Genomic DNA, 17,887 nt, shown 5'->3' with positions numbered 1-17,887 from the left:
ATGTATTCATTACCGTTCTGACCTATACTTAAGATAGATTTTTGTAAATTATCATCCTGTAAGTCAATAAAAATAAGTCACTAAAGAAAAGTTTACATTAAATATTGTATTTTTTGTAAACTTTTTTTATAGTCTTTTGCAAGGTTTATGCATACTTAGACTTTTGTAAACTATAGGTGCTGTTATGAAGACAAAGTTGTTTATTGGTAACACAGGGGAAAGACTTTCTATATTACTTGACGATGATGGCATGCCACTCACTTATCCAAACCTGTTTGTTACTTCAATGTACCGAAATGATGATCAATCATCTTCTTCCTGTCAGAAAGCTCTTGAGCACTTATCTTATCTTTATGAGATATGCAATGGGTTAGATATTAATATTGAACAACGACTCGCAAAAGGAAATTTCTTAACCCATGAGGAAATAAAAAACATAGCGTATTTCACTGGAATCACTCGGGATGCAAGTCACAAAAAGTTTAATACACCAAGCAATGTGGTTAAGTTTAAACCACGCAAGCCTCGATTACTTGAAACTGCAAGGTATGCAATAGTCGCAGAGAAAGAAGAAGATAAAGTCTTTTGGCAAACAAAGTATAACCGACTCACGGTCTTTGGAAGATATTTAAGTTGGCTGGAGAAATACCATCACGCCTACGCCGAAAGTAAGACTGAATCATATTTTTTTGAACTTCGACCAGCAAAAAGTGAAGGGCTCACCTACGGAGAAATACTAGCATCACTTACACATAAATCCCTCGACAGTAATGAGCGCGTCATCTTTATAGACCGTATTCGTCCTGATTACTCCGGCAACCCATGGATCGATCCGGATATAAGAATGCGTAATTACGCAATATGCATGTTTATGTACTCTTTGGGAGTGCGTTTGGGAGAGTGCCTGAATGTTAAATTAGATGATCTTGTTCTTAGGAAAGGACAACGCTTTGTTCTAATTAATCGGAGTCCAGGAGACCCAAATGATCCTAGAACTAATCAGCCACGAGTAAAAACAAACAGTAGGGCATTGGCACTGACACCTAAGCTTCAAGTTATCCTAGATACGTACATTAATGAGCACAGAGCGAATGTTGAAAATGTCGGTCAAACCAATTTTTTATTTGTCTCTCACCGCTTAAGAAACGGCCAAGTCAACCCACTTTCAATCAGCGCCGTTGAAAAAATATTTAATCAGCTAAGTAAAGTTATGGGGTTCAACATTTATCCGCATATGCTTCGTCATACATGGAATGATCGCTTTAGTGAAGTTATGGATAAATTAATCTCAGAAGGTAAAACGAGTGAAGAAAAATCAGAGGCTGACCGGTGTCAACTTATGGGGTGGCAACCTGGCTCAATGATGTCATTAATTTATTCTTCTCGACATAACCAAAAACGGGCGATGGAGCTTGCATTGAATATGCAAGATGCGGATTTCGATTTGAAAGAGTCTATCGCTTATGACGAAGAACTACCATTTTAAAGCTGTATAGGGCATCGATGAACAAAGAAGTTAATAAAAATTTGTCTGAACAAGATGATGCATCGGAAACACCAAACGTCAACGAGTATTTGGGCGGAAATACTGATTCTGATGTCAGAACCTCATCAGCTGGCTTCCGGTTTAATGTCACAGATGACAAGTGGGTGCTTGACTCTGAAAGTAATCTTCACGTCACATTCGTTAGAAAGTATCCACAAGAGTACCAAAAGAGCATTATTTTAACGCTAGCACATTATGCAGAAACTTCATCTGCTAAATACGCATCAATGCATACTAACGAGTTGAGACGGTATCTCAAACATGGCGAAGGTTTTACGCTAAATGGACTACTCGCTTACAAACTATCTACTCCTCAGCATAATCGAGATCAATACTTAAGTGTTTTTCGTTGCTTCTTTAGGAAGATGATATATTTAGGTTTTGATGTGCCTGAAGTCTTTATGAAAGAATTCAATACTTGGGTTTTAAAGGGAAATGAAAAAGGCATTCCCGTATTAACCCAAGACCCGGAAGAGGGACCTTACAGTGAAATAGAGTTTAGAGCTGTTAAAGCGACCTTAGATTATAAATATGCAGACGATACAATTTCCGATAGAGAGTATTCTATCGCTCAGTTGTTTATGACAACTTTTCGGCGTCCTACGAACTTGAAGCAATTGAAAGTGAAAGATTTGCTTGCAAGCTCAAATGTTCTTGTAACAAAACAAGTTATCTTTCAGATTAATATTCCTCGTTCGAAAGGCAAAGAGCGTCCATTTCGTTCCCAGTTTAAGGCATTTGCGTTAATAGAAAGTATAGGGCTCGTGTTGACTAAACACATCCAGAATTCAATTAAGTTAGTAGAGACAAAAATCAAGCGCAAACTAACTCAACTAGAAGTCAAAGAGTTACCCATATTCTTTAATAAGCAAATGCTTAACGAACTGAATGATTATTCACCAGATCAATTAATGGATTACTTAAAATCTGAAATACCTCATGTGTCATCGGCTGATTTAACAAAGGAACTTCAACTCGTAATAGGCAAGTTGAATATCAGATCAGAGCGCACCGGAGAAACTATTCGCACAACCGCCTATCGTTTTAGATATTCTGGTGGGACAAGAGCGGCAGAAGCTGGTGCAGGTATGACAACGATCGCTGAACTCTTGGATCATTTAGATACACAACATACCGGTGTGTATGTTGCAAATTCACCAGAGTTAGGCCACCAAATTTCTCAAATCATGAATAATCCTCTGGCTCGATACGCAAGTGCCTTCATGGGTAAAGTGGTTGCTGATGAAGATGAAGCTATAAAAATAAACCCAAATGCAACGCGGATATCGTGTAGAGAAAAAAATTGTGATGTCGGTAGTTGCGGCAGTAGCAGTTTTTGTACGGACTATGCGCCAGTAGCATGCTATTTGTGTCCTAAGTTCTTGCCGTGGGAAAATGCACCACATCATGAAGTGCTGCAATGGCTTTTAGAAGAGAGAGAAAGGCTATCAACGATCCTTAATGACCACAAAGTTGTTGAGATTAATGACAGCGCAATCCTTGCCGTTGCGCAGGTAATGAAGCATTGCGAAGAGGCGAAGCAAAATGGCTGATAACAATGTACTTCTTTTTATTCCCAGACATGAGCTTGAATTTGAAACAAATGTTGATGACTTCATTCGTTTGGTTGAAGCAGCGCCCAACCCAAACGACAAAATAGATTACAACTCTTATTATTGGCCTAAGATTGGAAACTTCACCAGAATGGGGGTCAATAGCAGGGTGAAGGATAAAGAAACGTGGCTTGATGATTCAATAATAAAGTTTGCAAAGGCTTACATTAAGTACCAAGCAATTAAAAGTGGTACTTCAATGTACGCTCATTTTTATGCTTTGAGAGCAATTGAAGCAGTCTTTCAAAAGCGGGGGGAAAAAGTGGATATTGCCAGACTACTTCCCCGTGATTTTGACTATGCTGCTCAAGAAGCAAAAAGAAATATGGCCGAGGGGGCGGCTTACCAAGCCGGCATGAAGTTAAATGCGTTAAGAGCTTTTCTTATTGAACATCAAATGATGAAGCCATTTGAATGGAAAAATCCTTTCAACAAACCTAAAGGTAAAAAAGACCAAACCGGAGAAGTTGGTCAGGCTTACCGTGAGAGCAAAATGCCAGATGAAAATTCAATTATGGCTATGGCTACTATTTTCGCTAAAAAAGAGACCGACCTCTCCGCAAGAGACATTTTTACCACATCGACTTTTAGTTTAATGATGTCGGCCCCTGAAAGAGGCTCCGAGCCTCTATATTTAAAAGCTGATTGCCTAGATATTCGTCAAATAAAAAAGTCATCCAACGACTATAAGGTTAATCCTGAGGCTATTATCGAACAAGATGATGCCACAGAACTTTTGTTTGATGAGGATGACGTTAGCACTGAAGACAGTCAGTTGAATAAAGAACAAATCGGTATTCGATGGTTTTCAGGTAAGGGTTATGGACATGAGAATAAATGGATACCTGATGTCATGAATCCTGTCGTCAAGACTGCCATTAAACGCTTGCAGAAACAATCTGAAAAAGCGCGAGCGTTCGCTAAGATGCTTGAAGAGTCTGATGAGTTTCCACGTCACCCACTTTGTCCTAAAGTTGATGAAGATAAACCACTCACAAAGAATCAAGCCGTTGCAGCTCTGGGGTTAGATACGTCTAAATTTACTGATAAACAAACAGCTACATCTGGTAACCAAATTTTGCGAAGGAAAGGTATAGAGCGGGTTGATTTTGCAGTAACACTGAGAGATCTCAATAAGATAGTCAGGCAGAACTTACCTGATGAATGGCCATATGTGCCGTTTAAGAAAGGAAAAGGTAAAGTTAGACTCAAGTGGTCAGAAGCACTTTATGCTGGTTTTTCTAATCAATTTGATAAACGTAGAAGTACAATATTTACTGAGTTATGGATGCCAGACATAACGACTTTAAATGAAGACTTAAAGCCAACCCTAAAGAAGAATCGCTCCACAGGTGAAATAGCTGTGGGAAACCTTTCTATTTTTGGCCGGCATGGCTTAAAAAATTTAGAATTAAGGTCTCATCAACCACGCCACCTATTAGATACTATGGCGTCGGTTAATGGCATGAGTGACACACTTCGATCTAAATGGGCTGGGCGAGCTGATCCGAAACATAATCGATATTATGATCATACCGATGAACAAGAATATAACCGAGATTGGTTAGAGGAAGAGATTGCGGGAAATTTGGCTGCTATCGATGACGTTAAGAATTTGTTTAAAGTTCAAATAGCAAAAGGTAATAGTCGCTCTCTTCAGGAGCATAATACGTTGACAAGCCTGGCTATTCATATCACTGAGTTTGGAGAGTGTAAGCAATCATACATCGATCAACCATGCATGAAGCATCGAGATTGCGTTAACTGTAACGAGCAAATTTGTGTGAAGGGAAATAAAGAAAATCTTACACGGTTGGAAGACAAATATAAGAAAGAAAAGCTACTTCTAAAAGGTGACAAAAAGGCAGTGGATGAAGGAGTGAGGGGGGCAGAACAGTGGTACCAACGCAGACTACGCACCGTCGTAAGATGCGAAGAACTCATAAAATGGTTAAAGAGAGAAGACGTCAAAGATGGTGATAGAATTAAACTTGCCGACTTGGATGATATATCCCATTTAGACCGTGCTTTGGAGGCCAATGGAAAGAAAAGGATACCTAAAATTGAGAACTATAAGCGCAAAAAGTTGGCACATAGAGGCGAAGTCGCGGTTGAACTTATATCCGTAAAGCAACTTTTGGCTAACAATAATTTACTTGATCCCCAAGGCGATGATGATGACTCTATTTTTAATGGTTTTATATTGGATGATTTCTGAATATGGCTAAACACTTATCCGATGATGATATTGAGAAAATAGTGGAGCACTTAGATGAATGGGAACTTAGCACCAAGATTACTTGGGAAAAACTGTGCGAATCTCTAGATGATAATTTAGGAATCAGTCATACCCGCCAGACTTTGCAGAAATATGCACGTATTAAAGATGCTTTTGACGACTTAAAAAAGCACATACGTGGCAAACGTCCCGTTGGGAAAAAGGTACTACCAAGTTCTTTGGCCGCAGCAGGTAAACAGATAGAAACACTCAAACGAAAGAATGAGCGCTTAGAAAGAGAAAACGCAAATTTATTGCAGCAGTTTCAAGTGTGGCAATACAATGCTCACATACACGGAATGAAGCAAGAGCAATTGAGTCAACCGCTTCCTGATAAAGTTAACAATTAAACAGCAGGCGGAATGGCTACCTGTTTCGTTTTCTAAAGATGTACAGGCTATCAATTAAGAATTTTTCAATTTAATTTATAAAGTTGCGCTGTGATACGGCGTGGAAATCCACGAGGAGTAAATAAGTTATGAGTAGTTTTAAGATTGGATATCTTTTCAAGCCGACTCGCTGTGACATTCACTATGTAAAAAAAGATGATCACTTCCAAATAATAGCTGCTAGATGAGCTTTTTCAATTATTGAATCAACTCCTAAGAATTGATTTAATCGTCTTAATTCATAAAAAGCGCGGCTTCTGTGAAATTAATTACAAATTTTTGTTACTTTGATAAACTCGATTTTGTAACGTAATCAAGAGGCAAAGTACAGAGTATGACTTCAAATATCAATTATCTAGAATTCTGCGACAAATATGGTTTTGATTTGAACTCGGATAAGACAAAAGAGGAGTACAAAACTGACTGTGTTAAATTCGACTTTGATGTTTGTGAATTAACGTCTGATTTAGACAAAAAAACTACCGACAGAAAACATGGCGGGGAACGAGAAGGTGCAGGTCGACCGGCTTTAAGAGGTGAAACGGTAGTAAAAAGGATACCGGCGAGATATAAACTTGCGGTTGAAGCACTAATTAAACATTTGGATGAAACTAGAGGCCAAAATGGGTCGACTGGTTACGCCTCAAGCGTTAATTGCCGAAACTTAAATGATACTTTGATTACGTTACAATTTCAAAGCAAGAGCAAAAAAATCATCATGTGAATCGCTTTTTGAGGTGTTTTTTGATGTGAGTTCATGATTAAAGCATTAATTCTAGCATTAATTCTAGTAGCGTAGACTTGATCTGACATTCAAAAGCAAGTGCTCATTATCTAATCTGACAGTCAACATTGTGACATAGCGGTCATTACCCACTTTTGATGATAACTTCTGCTCCACGCCCATAGCGGACCAAACGAATTATTGAATCCAACGGAAAAAATCTAAGATTCAAAGAATTAGGCTTGAATCATAAGGTGTGGTGCCTAAGGCGGCCACCGAAGTTGAGACACCGCGGAAAATAACACCTACTTTTCTACAGAATCAGATGAGGAATTTCTTCGCCATATACCCATTTGTTAAAGAAAACTGCAAGATTTTCTCCTGTGGCATTTTCAAATGAATCTTTCAAATCTTGGGTTGTAAATGCTAGGTGGAATGGCCGGACGGTTACTCTAATAATTACCATTAGGCCAAAAAAGAATTTATTTAAATGGAAAATTATAGTTTTAATTTTAAGCTATTCAGTGTAGTTTATTAACCTTGTAGTTTCGGACTTTCAACAGGAACTTGTATGTTTCGAATTTGTAACTTTATTCTAGCTTCTGCTTTTGTTTCTTTGTCAACCTTTGGCTCTGGAACACTCAATCCAAATACTGCTGCTAGTACAAGCGCTCTAGATGAAGCAGTGATCACAGTCGATGAACCTGAACAATTGGATAGTTCCCCAATTGAACCTCCTACTTTAGCATCTCCTTTAGATAGTCATGACACTAATAACTCAAATATTAGTGCACTATCTGCGTCCAGTGGTGGAGGGGGTGGCGACCCGAGCGATGATGACGCTTCTGGCCCAGCTAGTGAAGATATCTTTGCACGCTTAAAAACAGACTTCACGGTAAGTCCGCATACCACCGATTTGCTGGGTGACCAAGTTGATGTTAACAATGGTAATGTGATGTTTCGCAATACCGATTTGGTCATTCCCGGCAATGGCCTTGGGTTAGATATCGTTATAAGTCGTTCACTAAAAAGCTCCGCCAATTCCTATAGCCAGTACGATATGCTTGCAGACTGGAATTTAGATTTTCCTGCTATTCAAACTACCTTATTGAAGAGTTCTACTCGATATTCCGGCAGTTGGGGCCAGGGCAAAGAATGCTCAGGTAGTTTAGAGCCTGGCCCCATTTCGAATTGGGGAAGTGTATTTGAAAGTTTTGAATATTGGAATGGGGACAGTTTACAGTTACCCGGAGGAAAGAGTGTTAAATTGCTGGAGAATAATGGTTATTTTGCTTCAATAAGCACATATAGAAAGGTGACGCAGTCAAATTGGAAATTCAGTTGTTTTAATCGTGCAGATGGTCAAGGTGAAGGATTTATTGGTTATGCCCCTAACGGATTAAAGTATACGTTTGATAAGCTAAGATTAATAAAAGGCCAGTCAATTATTAGGGCTTTCAAACCAACCTCTCGCTTTAATGCCTTTATGTTAGCAACTAAACTGGAAGACCGTTTTGGCAATTTCATAAAGTATAATTACACTGGTAATAACTTAACATCTATTACTACCAGTGACTCCCGCACTGTCACCTTCAATTACAATCATCCTACAAACTCCAATTTGATTACTTCTTTTACGTTTAATGGCAGAACATGGAACTACGATTATTCAGTAATTAACGGTAGAACTTCATTGACTAAGGTAACGAGACCAGATGGTAAGTACTGGAGTTATAACCTTTCTGATTTGGTAAACGCTATTCAGCCAAGTATGTCGACTAATGATTCTCACAGTGAGTGCGGGATATTAACAAGTAGCGGGAATTTCACTGTTTCGATAACCCATCCTGATGGTATGACAGGGACATTTGAATTTAAGCCACAACTTCATGGTCGAAGCAATGTCACTAAATACGCAACAGCTAGCGTATATAGTTCTCAACCCATTCAACCACGTTGTTATGTCAATTATGCTTTGTCTCAAAAAACATTATCGGGTAGCGGAATTGATTCTTTAACATGGAATTATATTTATTCTGGCAATCAAGGTACTTGGACCACAACAACCCCGACCTCGGTGCATCTGTTACCTAGTTCTTCTCCCGTTGACGCAGAAAACCATAAATCAACGACGGTTGAAGACCCCGACGGTAGTAAGACGATTTATTATTACAATCGTGATTTCAGTAGCTTTAAAGAAGGCAGTTTAATCGTTGTTGATAAATACGATAGCAATGGAACAACGCTATTATCACGCACAGAATCTAATTTTGTTGCGAGTCCGGCAATCGGTAGTGTAGACATCATGTTTGAAAATAATGCACCTGATAATAAACGTACCATGCAAAGTAGCAGTATTATCAGTAAGGTTGATGGTTCAACTAATACTTATACGACGACTTACAACACCTTTGATATTTACGGCAACCCTCAGCTCACTAGTGAGTCAAATAACTTCAATAGTAAGAAACGCTATACCAAACAATTTTATTATGATGATACGACCAACTGGTTAATAGGCTTGCCGAGCTACACGCAGGTATCAAGTGATGGTAGTGCCTATACTGAAACAAGCCGCACCACCTACCACAGTGCTACTGGAAGCTATAAATCCTTACCTTATGAGCGTCGAGCCTTTGGTCGCTGGTATAAACGTAATACCAGCTATCATACTACAGGGGTTAATGCGGGTTTGCCTAATAAGGTTGACTATAACGGCACAAATCGCTGGGTCGAGTATTCCAATTATAAGCGTGGTATTGCGCAAACCATTAAAACCCCACAAAGTTTAAGTACAACGCCACAATATGCCTATAAAGAAGTAGATAACAATGGTTGGGTGACCAAAGTGACTGACTTTATGGGGTTGTGTATCAATTATGATTACGATGACCTTGGACGAATGACTTTAGTTGATCCTTGTGATTCTCGTTGGTTAAGTACCAGTATTGATTACTCCACGACTGCTGGAAGTGACGGCTTAAGTTACGTTGAATCAGGCATGTTCAAACAAACAGTAACAAAAGGTAATTATCAAAAAATCACCTACTTTGACAGTTTACTGCGAGCTGTGATGACTAAAGAGTGGGATAACACCATTTCATCTACTGCACGTTATTCTCGCCAACAATTCGATGCGTTTAATCGCCCAATTTATCAAAGTCTACCCCATTCAAGTAGCAGCACGCCTTACGGCACCGAAAGTCAATACGACGGTTTGGGACGCCCGACGTTAGTTGATGACAACACCACATCCGGTAATGTTAGTTATAGCTATTTATCGAATAACCGCGTGCAGGTTAATGATAATAAAGGCAATGTTACTACGACAACCTATATGGCTTACGGTGCGCCCGAAAATAGTATGGCTACATTGATAGCCGCGCCTCATAGCGTCAATACCGTCATGGCTTACAATATATTCGGCAATATGACCTCTGTTAACCAAGGAGGCATTACCGAATCGCGGGTTTACGATAGTTATCAACAATTGTGTAAAACCGTGCGGCTTGATGTGGGCAATACCGCGATGGCAAAAGATGCACTGGGTCAAATGAGCTGGCAAGCTAGGGGAAGCTCTGTTGATGGCAGTACCACGGCCTGTGACACCACTGTCAGTGCGACCGACACGGCCACATTCACTTATGACAATTTAGGCAATGTTAAATCAATATTGTTTGGTGATAGTAGTCCTGACCAAAGCTATGCATATGATGCTAATAGTCGTTTAACCACTTTAACCGCAGGCTCTGTGGTCACAGCTTATGAATATAATTCTGAAAATCTAATTGAAAAAGAAACAATGTCAGTTGATGGACAAAGTTTTGTTTTAGATTATGCATATAACAGTAACGGCAATCTGACTAATACTGTCTACCCCAGCGGGGCCAATATTACCTATTTCCCTAACGCTCTGGGCCAGGCCACAAAGGCGGGCTCCTATGCCAGCAGTGCCACCTATCATCCCAATGGAATGGTCAAGTCACACAGTTATGGTAATGGCTTTGCTCATACCTCAACCCAAAACAACAGTGGCTTGCCCAGCACCTTCTATGATGTGAGAAGTGGCACTTACGCTATAAACCATGGCTTTAGTTACGATGCCAACAATAATGTTACTGTTCTTGATGACAAAATTAACAATGCCTATGACTTAAGTTTGACCTACGATGGATTAAACCGCTTAGATATAATAAGTGATAGTTACTTAGGAAGTGGTGATGTGAATTACGACAGCATGGGTAACATCACCTATTATAAACTGGGTAGCCAAACCATTAACTATTACTATAACAGCAGCAAGCAGCTTGATTACACTACTGGGAACAAAAGTTATGATTTTACCTACGACGACAAAGGTAATGTTACCGATAATGGCCCCCGTGGATTTATCTATAATGCCGCCAATCAAATGGTGCAAAGCGATGGTTACTTGTATACCTACGATGGCAACAATAAACGGGTAAAAGAAGTCGGCTCTAATGGCACTAGCTACTCATTTTATGCCAGTAACGGCAAGTTAATGTACCGCAATGCCAATAATCAGAATATTGATTATTACTACTTAGGTAGCAAGTTAGTGGCCAATAAAAAAGGCTCAACCGTTACTTATTTGCACGCTGATTATCTAGGGAGCAGTGCGGCCGAGTCCAACACAAGTGGCACGGTCAGCTCGAGAATGCACTACCAACCCTTTGGTGAAAGTATTGAAACGCCAAAAGATGACATTGGATATACCGGACACAAGTTTGATACCGACTTGGGTTTGAGTTATATGCAGGCACGATACTATGATCCAGTTATCGGGCGGTTTTATTCCAATGATCCGGTAAGCGCCATTGGTCATTTCAAAACTGGAAATGGACCTGTTCATGGGTTCAATCGTTATGCATATGCTAATAACAATCCATATAGATTTGTTGATCCAACAGGGATGGCTGTTGAGGTTACTTTGAAAGCTTACCCAATTGGTCAAGCTCCAATAGTCGGGAAATATGGTCATGCATTTGTTGAATATAGGGATACCGATACTGGTGAATCGAGAATTACTCGTGGAGGCCCAAGTAAGTCTTATCCCGGTGGTGCATCGGATGCAATAATGGACAGTAGTTTTGACGGTGTTAACTTAATAGCGAATGATACACCTGCATCTGAAAGTGCTGATTTTGGTGAAGCCGGAACCGAAACATTAATGTCAACTACGGTAGACAAAACTATGAGTGAAGTAACTGGGCAAGTTCAAAAATTGAACTCTGAAGTCAATGGAGCGAATATTCCATATCAGCCAAGAGGTCAAAATTCCAACACCTACGCTGGTAACGCATATCAACAACTTACTGGTCAAAAACCAGTAAACAATACAGACATCGCTTTGCCTGCCTTAGAGAAGGAGCTGGATAAATGAGAGTCGAATTAAAACTTTTTATCATATCTATGTTATTTATGGTTACAGGTTGTAATAGTACAGAGGCTGAAGCTATGGATTTTTGCCCCCCAGAAATTGAACAAGAAGCCAGAGAAACATTAGGCTTAGTAGGCACGGAATCTTTAAGCCTGCATGAACTTTTAGCATTAGCTGGCAGTAAAAGTTTGGTCTACGAGCCTTATGAGATTGACAATAAACCTCTAAATTGCTCGAACATTAAGTTGGATAGTGATTACCTTTCGTACATGGTATATGCAGGATTCAATGAGACTAAAGAGTATAAAAAGGCATATCTAGTGATAGCAAGGTCAATGGAAAGCAAAGTGCTTTATATTGATAAGAGGTATATGTATAAGGCTCCAAAAATGTTCTGATAATTAAAATAATGTTTTGAATCCAAAGCCTCGCACTCGCGGGGCCTTGTTTTTCTGGCCTTGGTGACTTGGTTTCGTTTTCAAGGCTGGCTATCGGCTCAATGAAAAAATCCGTTTGGTGCCAAATTCAATTGGGTGATTTGCTCAGGCGAAAATCCGTGCCGAAGGAGTTCGAAGTCTTTTAATTGCACTAGCGATTTTTGGCCTTCGCCAATCAATTTATAGCAACTGCCACTCGCTGTAATGATTAATCTTTTGTTTGGAAAAATCTTTTCAACCTTTGATGTACTGATATAGCTCCCCGGTGAAAATCTGTAAGTCTCATCTTCTTCGCAAGTGCCCCAGAGGATTTTGCCAATCAATTCCTCATCGTCAAAAACGGAAACGATGTACCAATCTTTAACTGTTGTTTTCATGACCTAATCCATATAAGAATTTAAGATGATCATAGATAAATTTCAGTTAAAAACATACTGAAAGCATGGATCTAATAACGACTTTTTTATCCCAAAATTAGCAATGGTAATAGACTGCTGCTATGGTCATGATCAGATATTTGCACTTTTTGTTAGTCATTAATTTTACGAATATTAATTAAAATTTCGGTGGCTAAAACAAGCTTGTACCACGGTAATACAAATCGTGTTTCAGCTTAAAAATGTCTGTTGTGCCAAAGGGTGATGTTTGGTGTGCCATTCGAATGCGAATTTACAGGTATATATTCCCATCAAAAAAGACAGCTTGATCTTTTAAGGTGTAACAACGTGTTTATTAAGACGAAACAGAAAAAGCATATAAGTGGAACAAAGCTAAGGTTAGCCTTCGAATAATGATCAACGTAATTGCATCTGTGGTTATGAATAAAAATAAAGATGGTTGGGTTTTGAAAGAATATTTTTTAAGATCTCGTCACTAACAAATTGGTCTAAGTTTTCAACTTTACAGCTTCTACCGATAGCAATTATCTCATCTAACTTCTCAAAATCATAAGTTAGTCGCTGACGCAAAGTATCACTTGTACCTAACGCGCTTTTTCCTGAAAAACGCAAAGCAATTTTATGTCCTATTTCTATTTTTTTGAGCGCTTGGTATTTGTATCCAAACAGATACAAGAATTGGCCGTAGGCAAACTTCTCTGCTGAAGATGGTCTGCTATGTTGGTACTTTTGGGTTTGCAGCATTGCAATAATCATTAGTGCTTCTAGTGAGCCTAACGTTTGTTGACGATATAAATTAAGGCGCTGTCTATGGTAAGACTGCTTAAATGAGCCAATCGAATGTTCAAAGCTTCTACTTTTAAGTGCTTTTTTTGTAAAAAGTTGTCGTTTTAAGTCTCGATCTAGTTTTTTAATGGCATCTTTTATTTCCAGCTTTCCATCAATGAAAAGCCATAGATCGTGGCGCAGTATAAGCGCGGAATACCAACAAATTGATTCAATAAAGTGCTTCAAGTTACCAATGTGTTTGATACCTCTGCCCGACAGTAGTTTGTACCAAAAATTTCCATATTTTTTGGTTAGCGGATCTCTGTCGTTATATTCAAGAGATTTGATAAACATTGCCATGTTTTCAAATCTGCATTCAGCTAGGTGATGTTGAATCGTAGTTTGAGAAGCTACAGAACGTATTGCTGGTGAAAGCGTTAAGTACATTTTCGCTAATTTATCTCTTTTACTCTCCCTGACTTTGAAATTCGCTAATTCGTTCATTACATGATTGGCATTTAATTATTGATTATGTATTTCATTCTTTGTTTTAAGTCATAAAGCAGTTTTTACTGTGCTTTCAAAAATTACATTTAAATTCATTGTGATAAATCTCCTTTTTTCATATTGCTGGAAAATTGAATTGTATAAAAAAGCGACAATGTGATTTTTAATAAATGAGTATAGGCTAAAAGTTACCCCTTGTATGAAACGGAGGAATACAAACCTTGTGTGATGAAGAACGGGAATTGTTGGCGACACAAATAGAGCAAGATTTATTGAATTTGTATGGTTCACCAATTCTCAATACAAGCCAGTTACAACGTGCTTTGAATTACCGCAGCATTGCTGCTGTTAAACAGGCCATTCAAAGGCAGACTTTACCTGTACCAATATTTCGATTACCTAATCGAAGGGGTTGGTTTGCATTTGTAAAAGATGTTGGTGTTTTTTTAGCGGCACAAGCGTTTAAGAAAGAGGACTAATTCGATGTAGTTTTATCTGGTTTAACAATAAATTATGGCGTAGAAAGAACAAAAGCCCTGAGAGCGGCAACTCTAAAGGCTTTCTGAATTAACATCGAAATGAACTCTCGATGCTTAATCATTGTTCTGAATGCGGCTTTTGTCAAGTTTTCACCTTAATTGTGTGAGAGCCAGTGCCGCCTGCGCCTCTTTTTCACCTAAAAAGAGGACATCATAATGATGCCAGTAACAACCATTAGAGCAGCAGTGAGAGCCAAATTTGTCATGCCTCACATCACTGTTCGAGAACAAGCAAGAATTGCAGGTGCTTCGCCATCTGCAACTCACAGAATAAACAAACGCTGTGAGCGCTACGGGGTAGACCACCCTTTACTTGAGCAATTCAATGATACAGAAGCGAAAGAAGCTTTGCGTATTGAGTCTAAGCGAATCCACGACAAACGAGAACCTGATTACAATAAAGCATTACAGGAGCTTGGAAAGCCTCGTGGTAAACGTAAATCGCGCACAATACTTTTCTTAGAGTATCAAGCCGAAGATCCATCAACAGCGCTGAGCAAATCACAATACTTCCGAAAACTAAATAAAGTCATGAAGCGCGTAAAAATTGTGATGAAGCAGCACCATGCGGCAGGAGAGACCTTGTATATCGACTACTGCGGGACGCAAGTCTTTTACACGGACAATGGTGAAAAAGTATGGGTTAAAGTATTTGTTGCTGTACTAGGCGCTTCTAAGAAGATTTTTGCTTTTGCGACTGCGGGTGAGAAAACGATTCATTGGATAGATGGGATGACCCGCGCTGTTGAATATTACGGAGGTTGCCCTGAAACTATCTCTATGGACAACGCAAAAGCGTTAGTCAATAAAGCCGGACTTATCGCTAATTTAGTCGATAATGTTGAAGCGTGGGGATTACACTACGGTTGTTTGATGGATACTTGCCGAGTGGGTCGCCCTCAAGATAAATCCTTGGTTGAGTTAGGCGTGAAATTTGTAACTCAACGCATTTTGGTGCCGATGTTGGAGATGTCTTTTTTCAGCTTACACGAAATCAATCGTCATTTAGCACGAGAAGTAGAGCTGCTGAATAACGAAAAGTTTCAAGGATTCGATATTTCCCGAAATGACCTGTTCGCCCTCGGTGAGCGTGAAATTTTAGAGCAAAGATGTTTACCTGCGTTGCCATTTGCAATGGTCGTAGAACGCAAGTTAATTCGTGTTCAATCTAATTACCACTTTAAATACAAGCAACATGAATACTCAGTTCCCTATGCACTTGCAGGCGAGATTGTTGATGTTGTTATCACACAATCCCACCTCTCCATCTCCTATCAAAATGAGTTCGTTTATAAACATGTAATGAGCCAAGAAATCATGGGGGCTACAACCATTCCAGAACATATGCCAGTTGAGCATTTAGCTGATCACAACATGTGTGACAAAGCACTAAATCTTGAATGGGCACGGGACATTAGTGAACCAGTGACTGCAATCGTTGAAAAGTGGTATTCGGAAACTAACAATCCGAAATCCAGACCAATAGCTAAACGCTGCAAAGCATTAATGGATATGGTGCAAAAACGTGGCGAACATGTTGTTACCAAAGCTGTTGAGTATGCTTTAGCGCATAAGATGGATAGACCAACAGATATCAATCTAATTATCAGCGCACAAAAGCTCGAAGGTGGTTTCGATAAGCTACCAGCATATGTGCGTAAGCACGAAAATGTTCGTGGTAAAGATTACTTTGGAGGCGATTATGACGCTTAAAAAACAGATTTCCGAGATATTACTTAAGTTAAAACTTAATGGTATGAATGCAGAGCTAGAGCGCCAATGCAGTAGTGATAAATATGAAGATATGAGTTTTTTTGAGCGGCTTCATGGCTTAGCACTAGAAGAACTTACTTTAACTTCAAATTCTCATATAGCTCGATTGCTAAAGCGCTCCAACATTCGTTGGAAACACGCTTCACTTGCTGAGATTGATTACAAAATTCAAACGTCATTAAAGCCAGCAGTAATAAAGGAGTTAGCCGAGTTAGAATGGTTAAATAACCACCGCCACATNCTGGCTTGGGCAAAACATATTTGGCTAGTGCGTTTTCAAACGAAGTTATTATGCAATCAGTTGAAGCCTTTCAATGCCGCTTCAGCGAACTAATCATTAAGCTTTCTGCCGATAAGTCAGAAAAAGGAGTCACGACATTTTTGAACAAGGTTAAAAAAGTACCTTTATTAGTCATTGATGATTGGGGAATTGCTCCTCTTACAGTCACTGAGCGCCATGCATTGTTTGAGCTAATCGAACAGCGTGATCAAAAAGGCTCTTTGATTATTACTTCTCAGTACCCAGTCGGTGATTGGTATGATGCGTTTGGGGACGAGACAATAGCGGACTCTACTTTAGATCGCATTGTCCACAGCGCTCACAAAATCAATATGAAAGGTGAGTCGTTCAGAAAGTTAATGGGAATTCAAGGAGGCTTAAAATGAACTCGATTCCACTAGATAGTTATCTTAATGTTTTAGGCCAAATCAATCTTGATGACCTCAATATCAAACAGGTATTCGATTATTACCAGCAGCGTTATCAGGCAAGCACTTTGGCACAACAATTTGTTGTTAACAGTTGTCGGATTGACGATGAATTTAAATTTGACTTACGTATCGGTCTTTGTGATCGCACGATGGGCACAAACATCCCTAAGGCTCGAACACCTGAGGGGGCCTCTATTCGCGGTAGCTTGCAACGTTGCGGGTTAATTCGAGCAACAGGGCATGAACTATTCAGAGGTTGCATTGTAATACCCACTGTAGATAACAATGGCAGCATCATATCTGCTGTTGGTTATCGTATAGGCCGCATCCGAAATGGTGACAAAGCAGTTGTCTATTGGCACAAGCCAGAGCCGAAAGCTTATGTGGAAACAGGTATGTCAAATGCAAAAGAGTTGATACATGGACAAACCTACCACTAATCGGATATGGCGATGTGCCAAGTACTACTTTGAGCTTTGTCTCGCAAAGGGGCAAAGCTCAGATACAGTGCGAGGTAAACGAGGCGGTCTTAAGAAGTTTTTTCTTTGGTGTATAGACCGCAATGTTACGCGCATTGACCAAATCGATCTTGACTTGATGGATGACTATGCTGCTTATCTAAACGCATATCGCAAACCGCTAGATAATCAGCCGCTATGCCCTGCTCAAAAACGAAATTTACTTACGTTTGTTAAAACATTCGTAAAGGTCATGCATATCAAAAAGCTGCTGCCAACAAATTCGCTTGAAAATATCGAACTCCCATCAAAAGGAGAACAGATACCCAAAGCACTTTATAGTGT

The 17,887-nt window shown here is 39.4% G+C and carries 14 protein-coding genes and 1 pseudogene; 13 read left to right on the top strand and 2 right to left on the bottom strand.

Features of this window, described 5'->3' with window-relative positions; translation table 11 throughout:
• Window positions 1-184: 184 nt before the first annotated feature.
• From L655_RS0123640 to L655_RS0123610, 7 genes are all read left to right on the top strand, one after another.
• On the top strand, window positions 185-1,486 hold the full coding sequence (locus tag L655_RS0123640; protein ID WP_024606476.1) for a site-specific integrase: 1,302 nt from the start codon (window positions 185-187) through the stop codon (window positions 1,484-1,486).
• Window positions 1,487-1,503: 17 nt separating this feature from the next.
• Entirely contained in the window at window positions 1,504-3,099 is a 1,596-nt protein-coding gene (locus L655_RS0123635; RefSeq protein ID WP_024606475.1) for a site-specific integrase, read from the top strand.
• The gene (locus tag L655_RS0123630) at window positions 3,092-5,377 is read left to right on the top strand and encodes a hypothetical protein (RefSeq protein ID WP_024606474.1); all 2,286 of its coding nucleotides are present in this window, start codon (window positions 3,092-3,094) and stop codon (window positions 5,375-5,377) included. Before L655_RS0123635 ends, L655_RS0123630 begins: the two co-directional genes overlap by 8 nt.
• 2 nt (window positions 5,378-5,379) lie before the next feature.
• The gene (locus tag L655_RS0123625; RefSeq protein ID WP_024606473.1) at window positions 5,380-5,787 is read left to right on the top strand and encodes a hypothetical protein; all 408 of its coding nucleotides are present in this window, start codon (window positions 5,380-5,382) and stop codon (window positions 5,785-5,787) included.
• Between the two features lie 373 nt (window positions 5,788-6,160).
• The gene (locus tag L655_RS1000000127070; protein ID WP_024606472.1) at window positions 6,161-6,550 is read left to right on the top strand and encodes a hypothetical protein; all 390 of its coding nucleotides are present in this window, start codon (window positions 6,161-6,163) and stop codon (window positions 6,548-6,550) included.
• A 571-nt stretch (window positions 6,551-7,121) separates the two neighbouring features.
• On the top strand, window positions 7,122-11,954 hold the full coding sequence (locus L655_RS1000000128305) for an RHS repeat-associated core domain-containing protein (protein WP_024606471.1): 4,833 nt from the start codon (window positions 7,122-7,124) through the stop codon (window positions 11,952-11,954).
• Entirely contained in the window at window positions 11,951-12,349 is a 399-nt protein-coding gene (locus L655_RS0123610) for a hypothetical protein (protein ID WP_024606470.1), read from the top strand. The genes L655_RS1000000128305 and L655_RS0123610 overlap by 4 nt, the downstream gene beginning before the upstream one ends.
• A gap of 98 nt (window positions 12,350-12,447) precedes the next feature.
• Here the strand turns inward: L655_RS0123610 and L655_RS0123605 are convergent, their stop codons facing one another.
• Window positions 12,448-12,765 (bottom strand): hypothetical protein, encoded by a 318-nt coding sequence (locus tag L655_RS0123605; protein ID WP_024606469.1) that lies wholly within the window; start codon window positions 12,763-12,765, stop codon window positions 12,448-12,450.
• A gap of 438 nt (window positions 12,766-13,203) precedes the next feature.
• Complete coding sequence (locus L655_RS0123600) at window positions 13,204-14,058, bottom strand: hypothetical protein (protein ID WP_024605852.1); 855 nt, start codon at window positions 14,056-14,058, stop codon at window positions 13,204-13,206.
• 224 nt (window positions 14,059-14,282) lie between these two features.
• Between L655_RS0123600 and L655_RS0123595 the strand changes: the two genes are divergently transcribed.
• From L655_RS0123595 to L655_RS0123575, 6 genes and pseudogenes are all read left to right on the top strand, one after another.
• Entirely contained in the window at window positions 14,283-14,540 is a 258-nt protein-coding gene (locus L655_RS0123595; protein WP_024605853.1) for a hypothetical protein, read from the top strand.
• Between the two features lie 264 nt (window positions 14,541-14,804).
• Entirely contained in the window at window positions 14,805-16,313 is a 1,509-nt protein-coding gene (gene istA, locus L655_RS0123590) for an IS21 family transposase (protein WP_158000947.1), read from the top strand.
• Window positions 16,303-16,707 (top strand): ATP-binding protein, encoded by a 405-nt coding sequence (locus L655_RS1000000128440; protein WP_024605855.1) that lies wholly within the window; start codon window positions 16,303-16,305, stop codon window positions 16,705-16,707. The genes istA and L655_RS1000000128440 overlap by 11 nt, the downstream gene beginning before the upstream one ends.
• A complete protein-coding gene (locus L655_RS1000000128435; RefSeq protein ID WP_275041164.1) occupies window positions 16,665-17,039 on the top strand; it encodes an ATP-binding protein in 375 nt (124 codons plus the stop codon). Before L655_RS1000000128440 ends, L655_RS1000000128435 begins: the two co-directional genes overlap by 43 nt.
• Entirely contained in the window at window positions 17,036-17,524 is a 489-nt protein-coding gene (locus L655_RS0123580; RefSeq protein ID WP_024605857.1) for a hypothetical protein, read from the top strand. The genes L655_RS1000000128435 and L655_RS0123580 overlap by 4 nt, the downstream gene beginning before the upstream one ends.
• Window positions 17,505-17,887: pseudogene (locus tag L655_RS0123575) on the top strand (integrase); the annotation flags it as partial. The gene L655_RS0123580 and the pseudogene L655_RS0123575, both read left to right, overlap by 20 nt.

Origin of the sequence: Pseudoalteromonas sp. TAE79 (genome assembly GCF_000498015.1) — a bacterium.
GTDB lineage: Bacteria > Pseudomonadota > Gammaproteobacteria > Enterobacterales > Alteromonadaceae > Pseudoalteromonas.
This window is presented reverse-complemented; position numbering and strand designations above follow the sequence as displayed.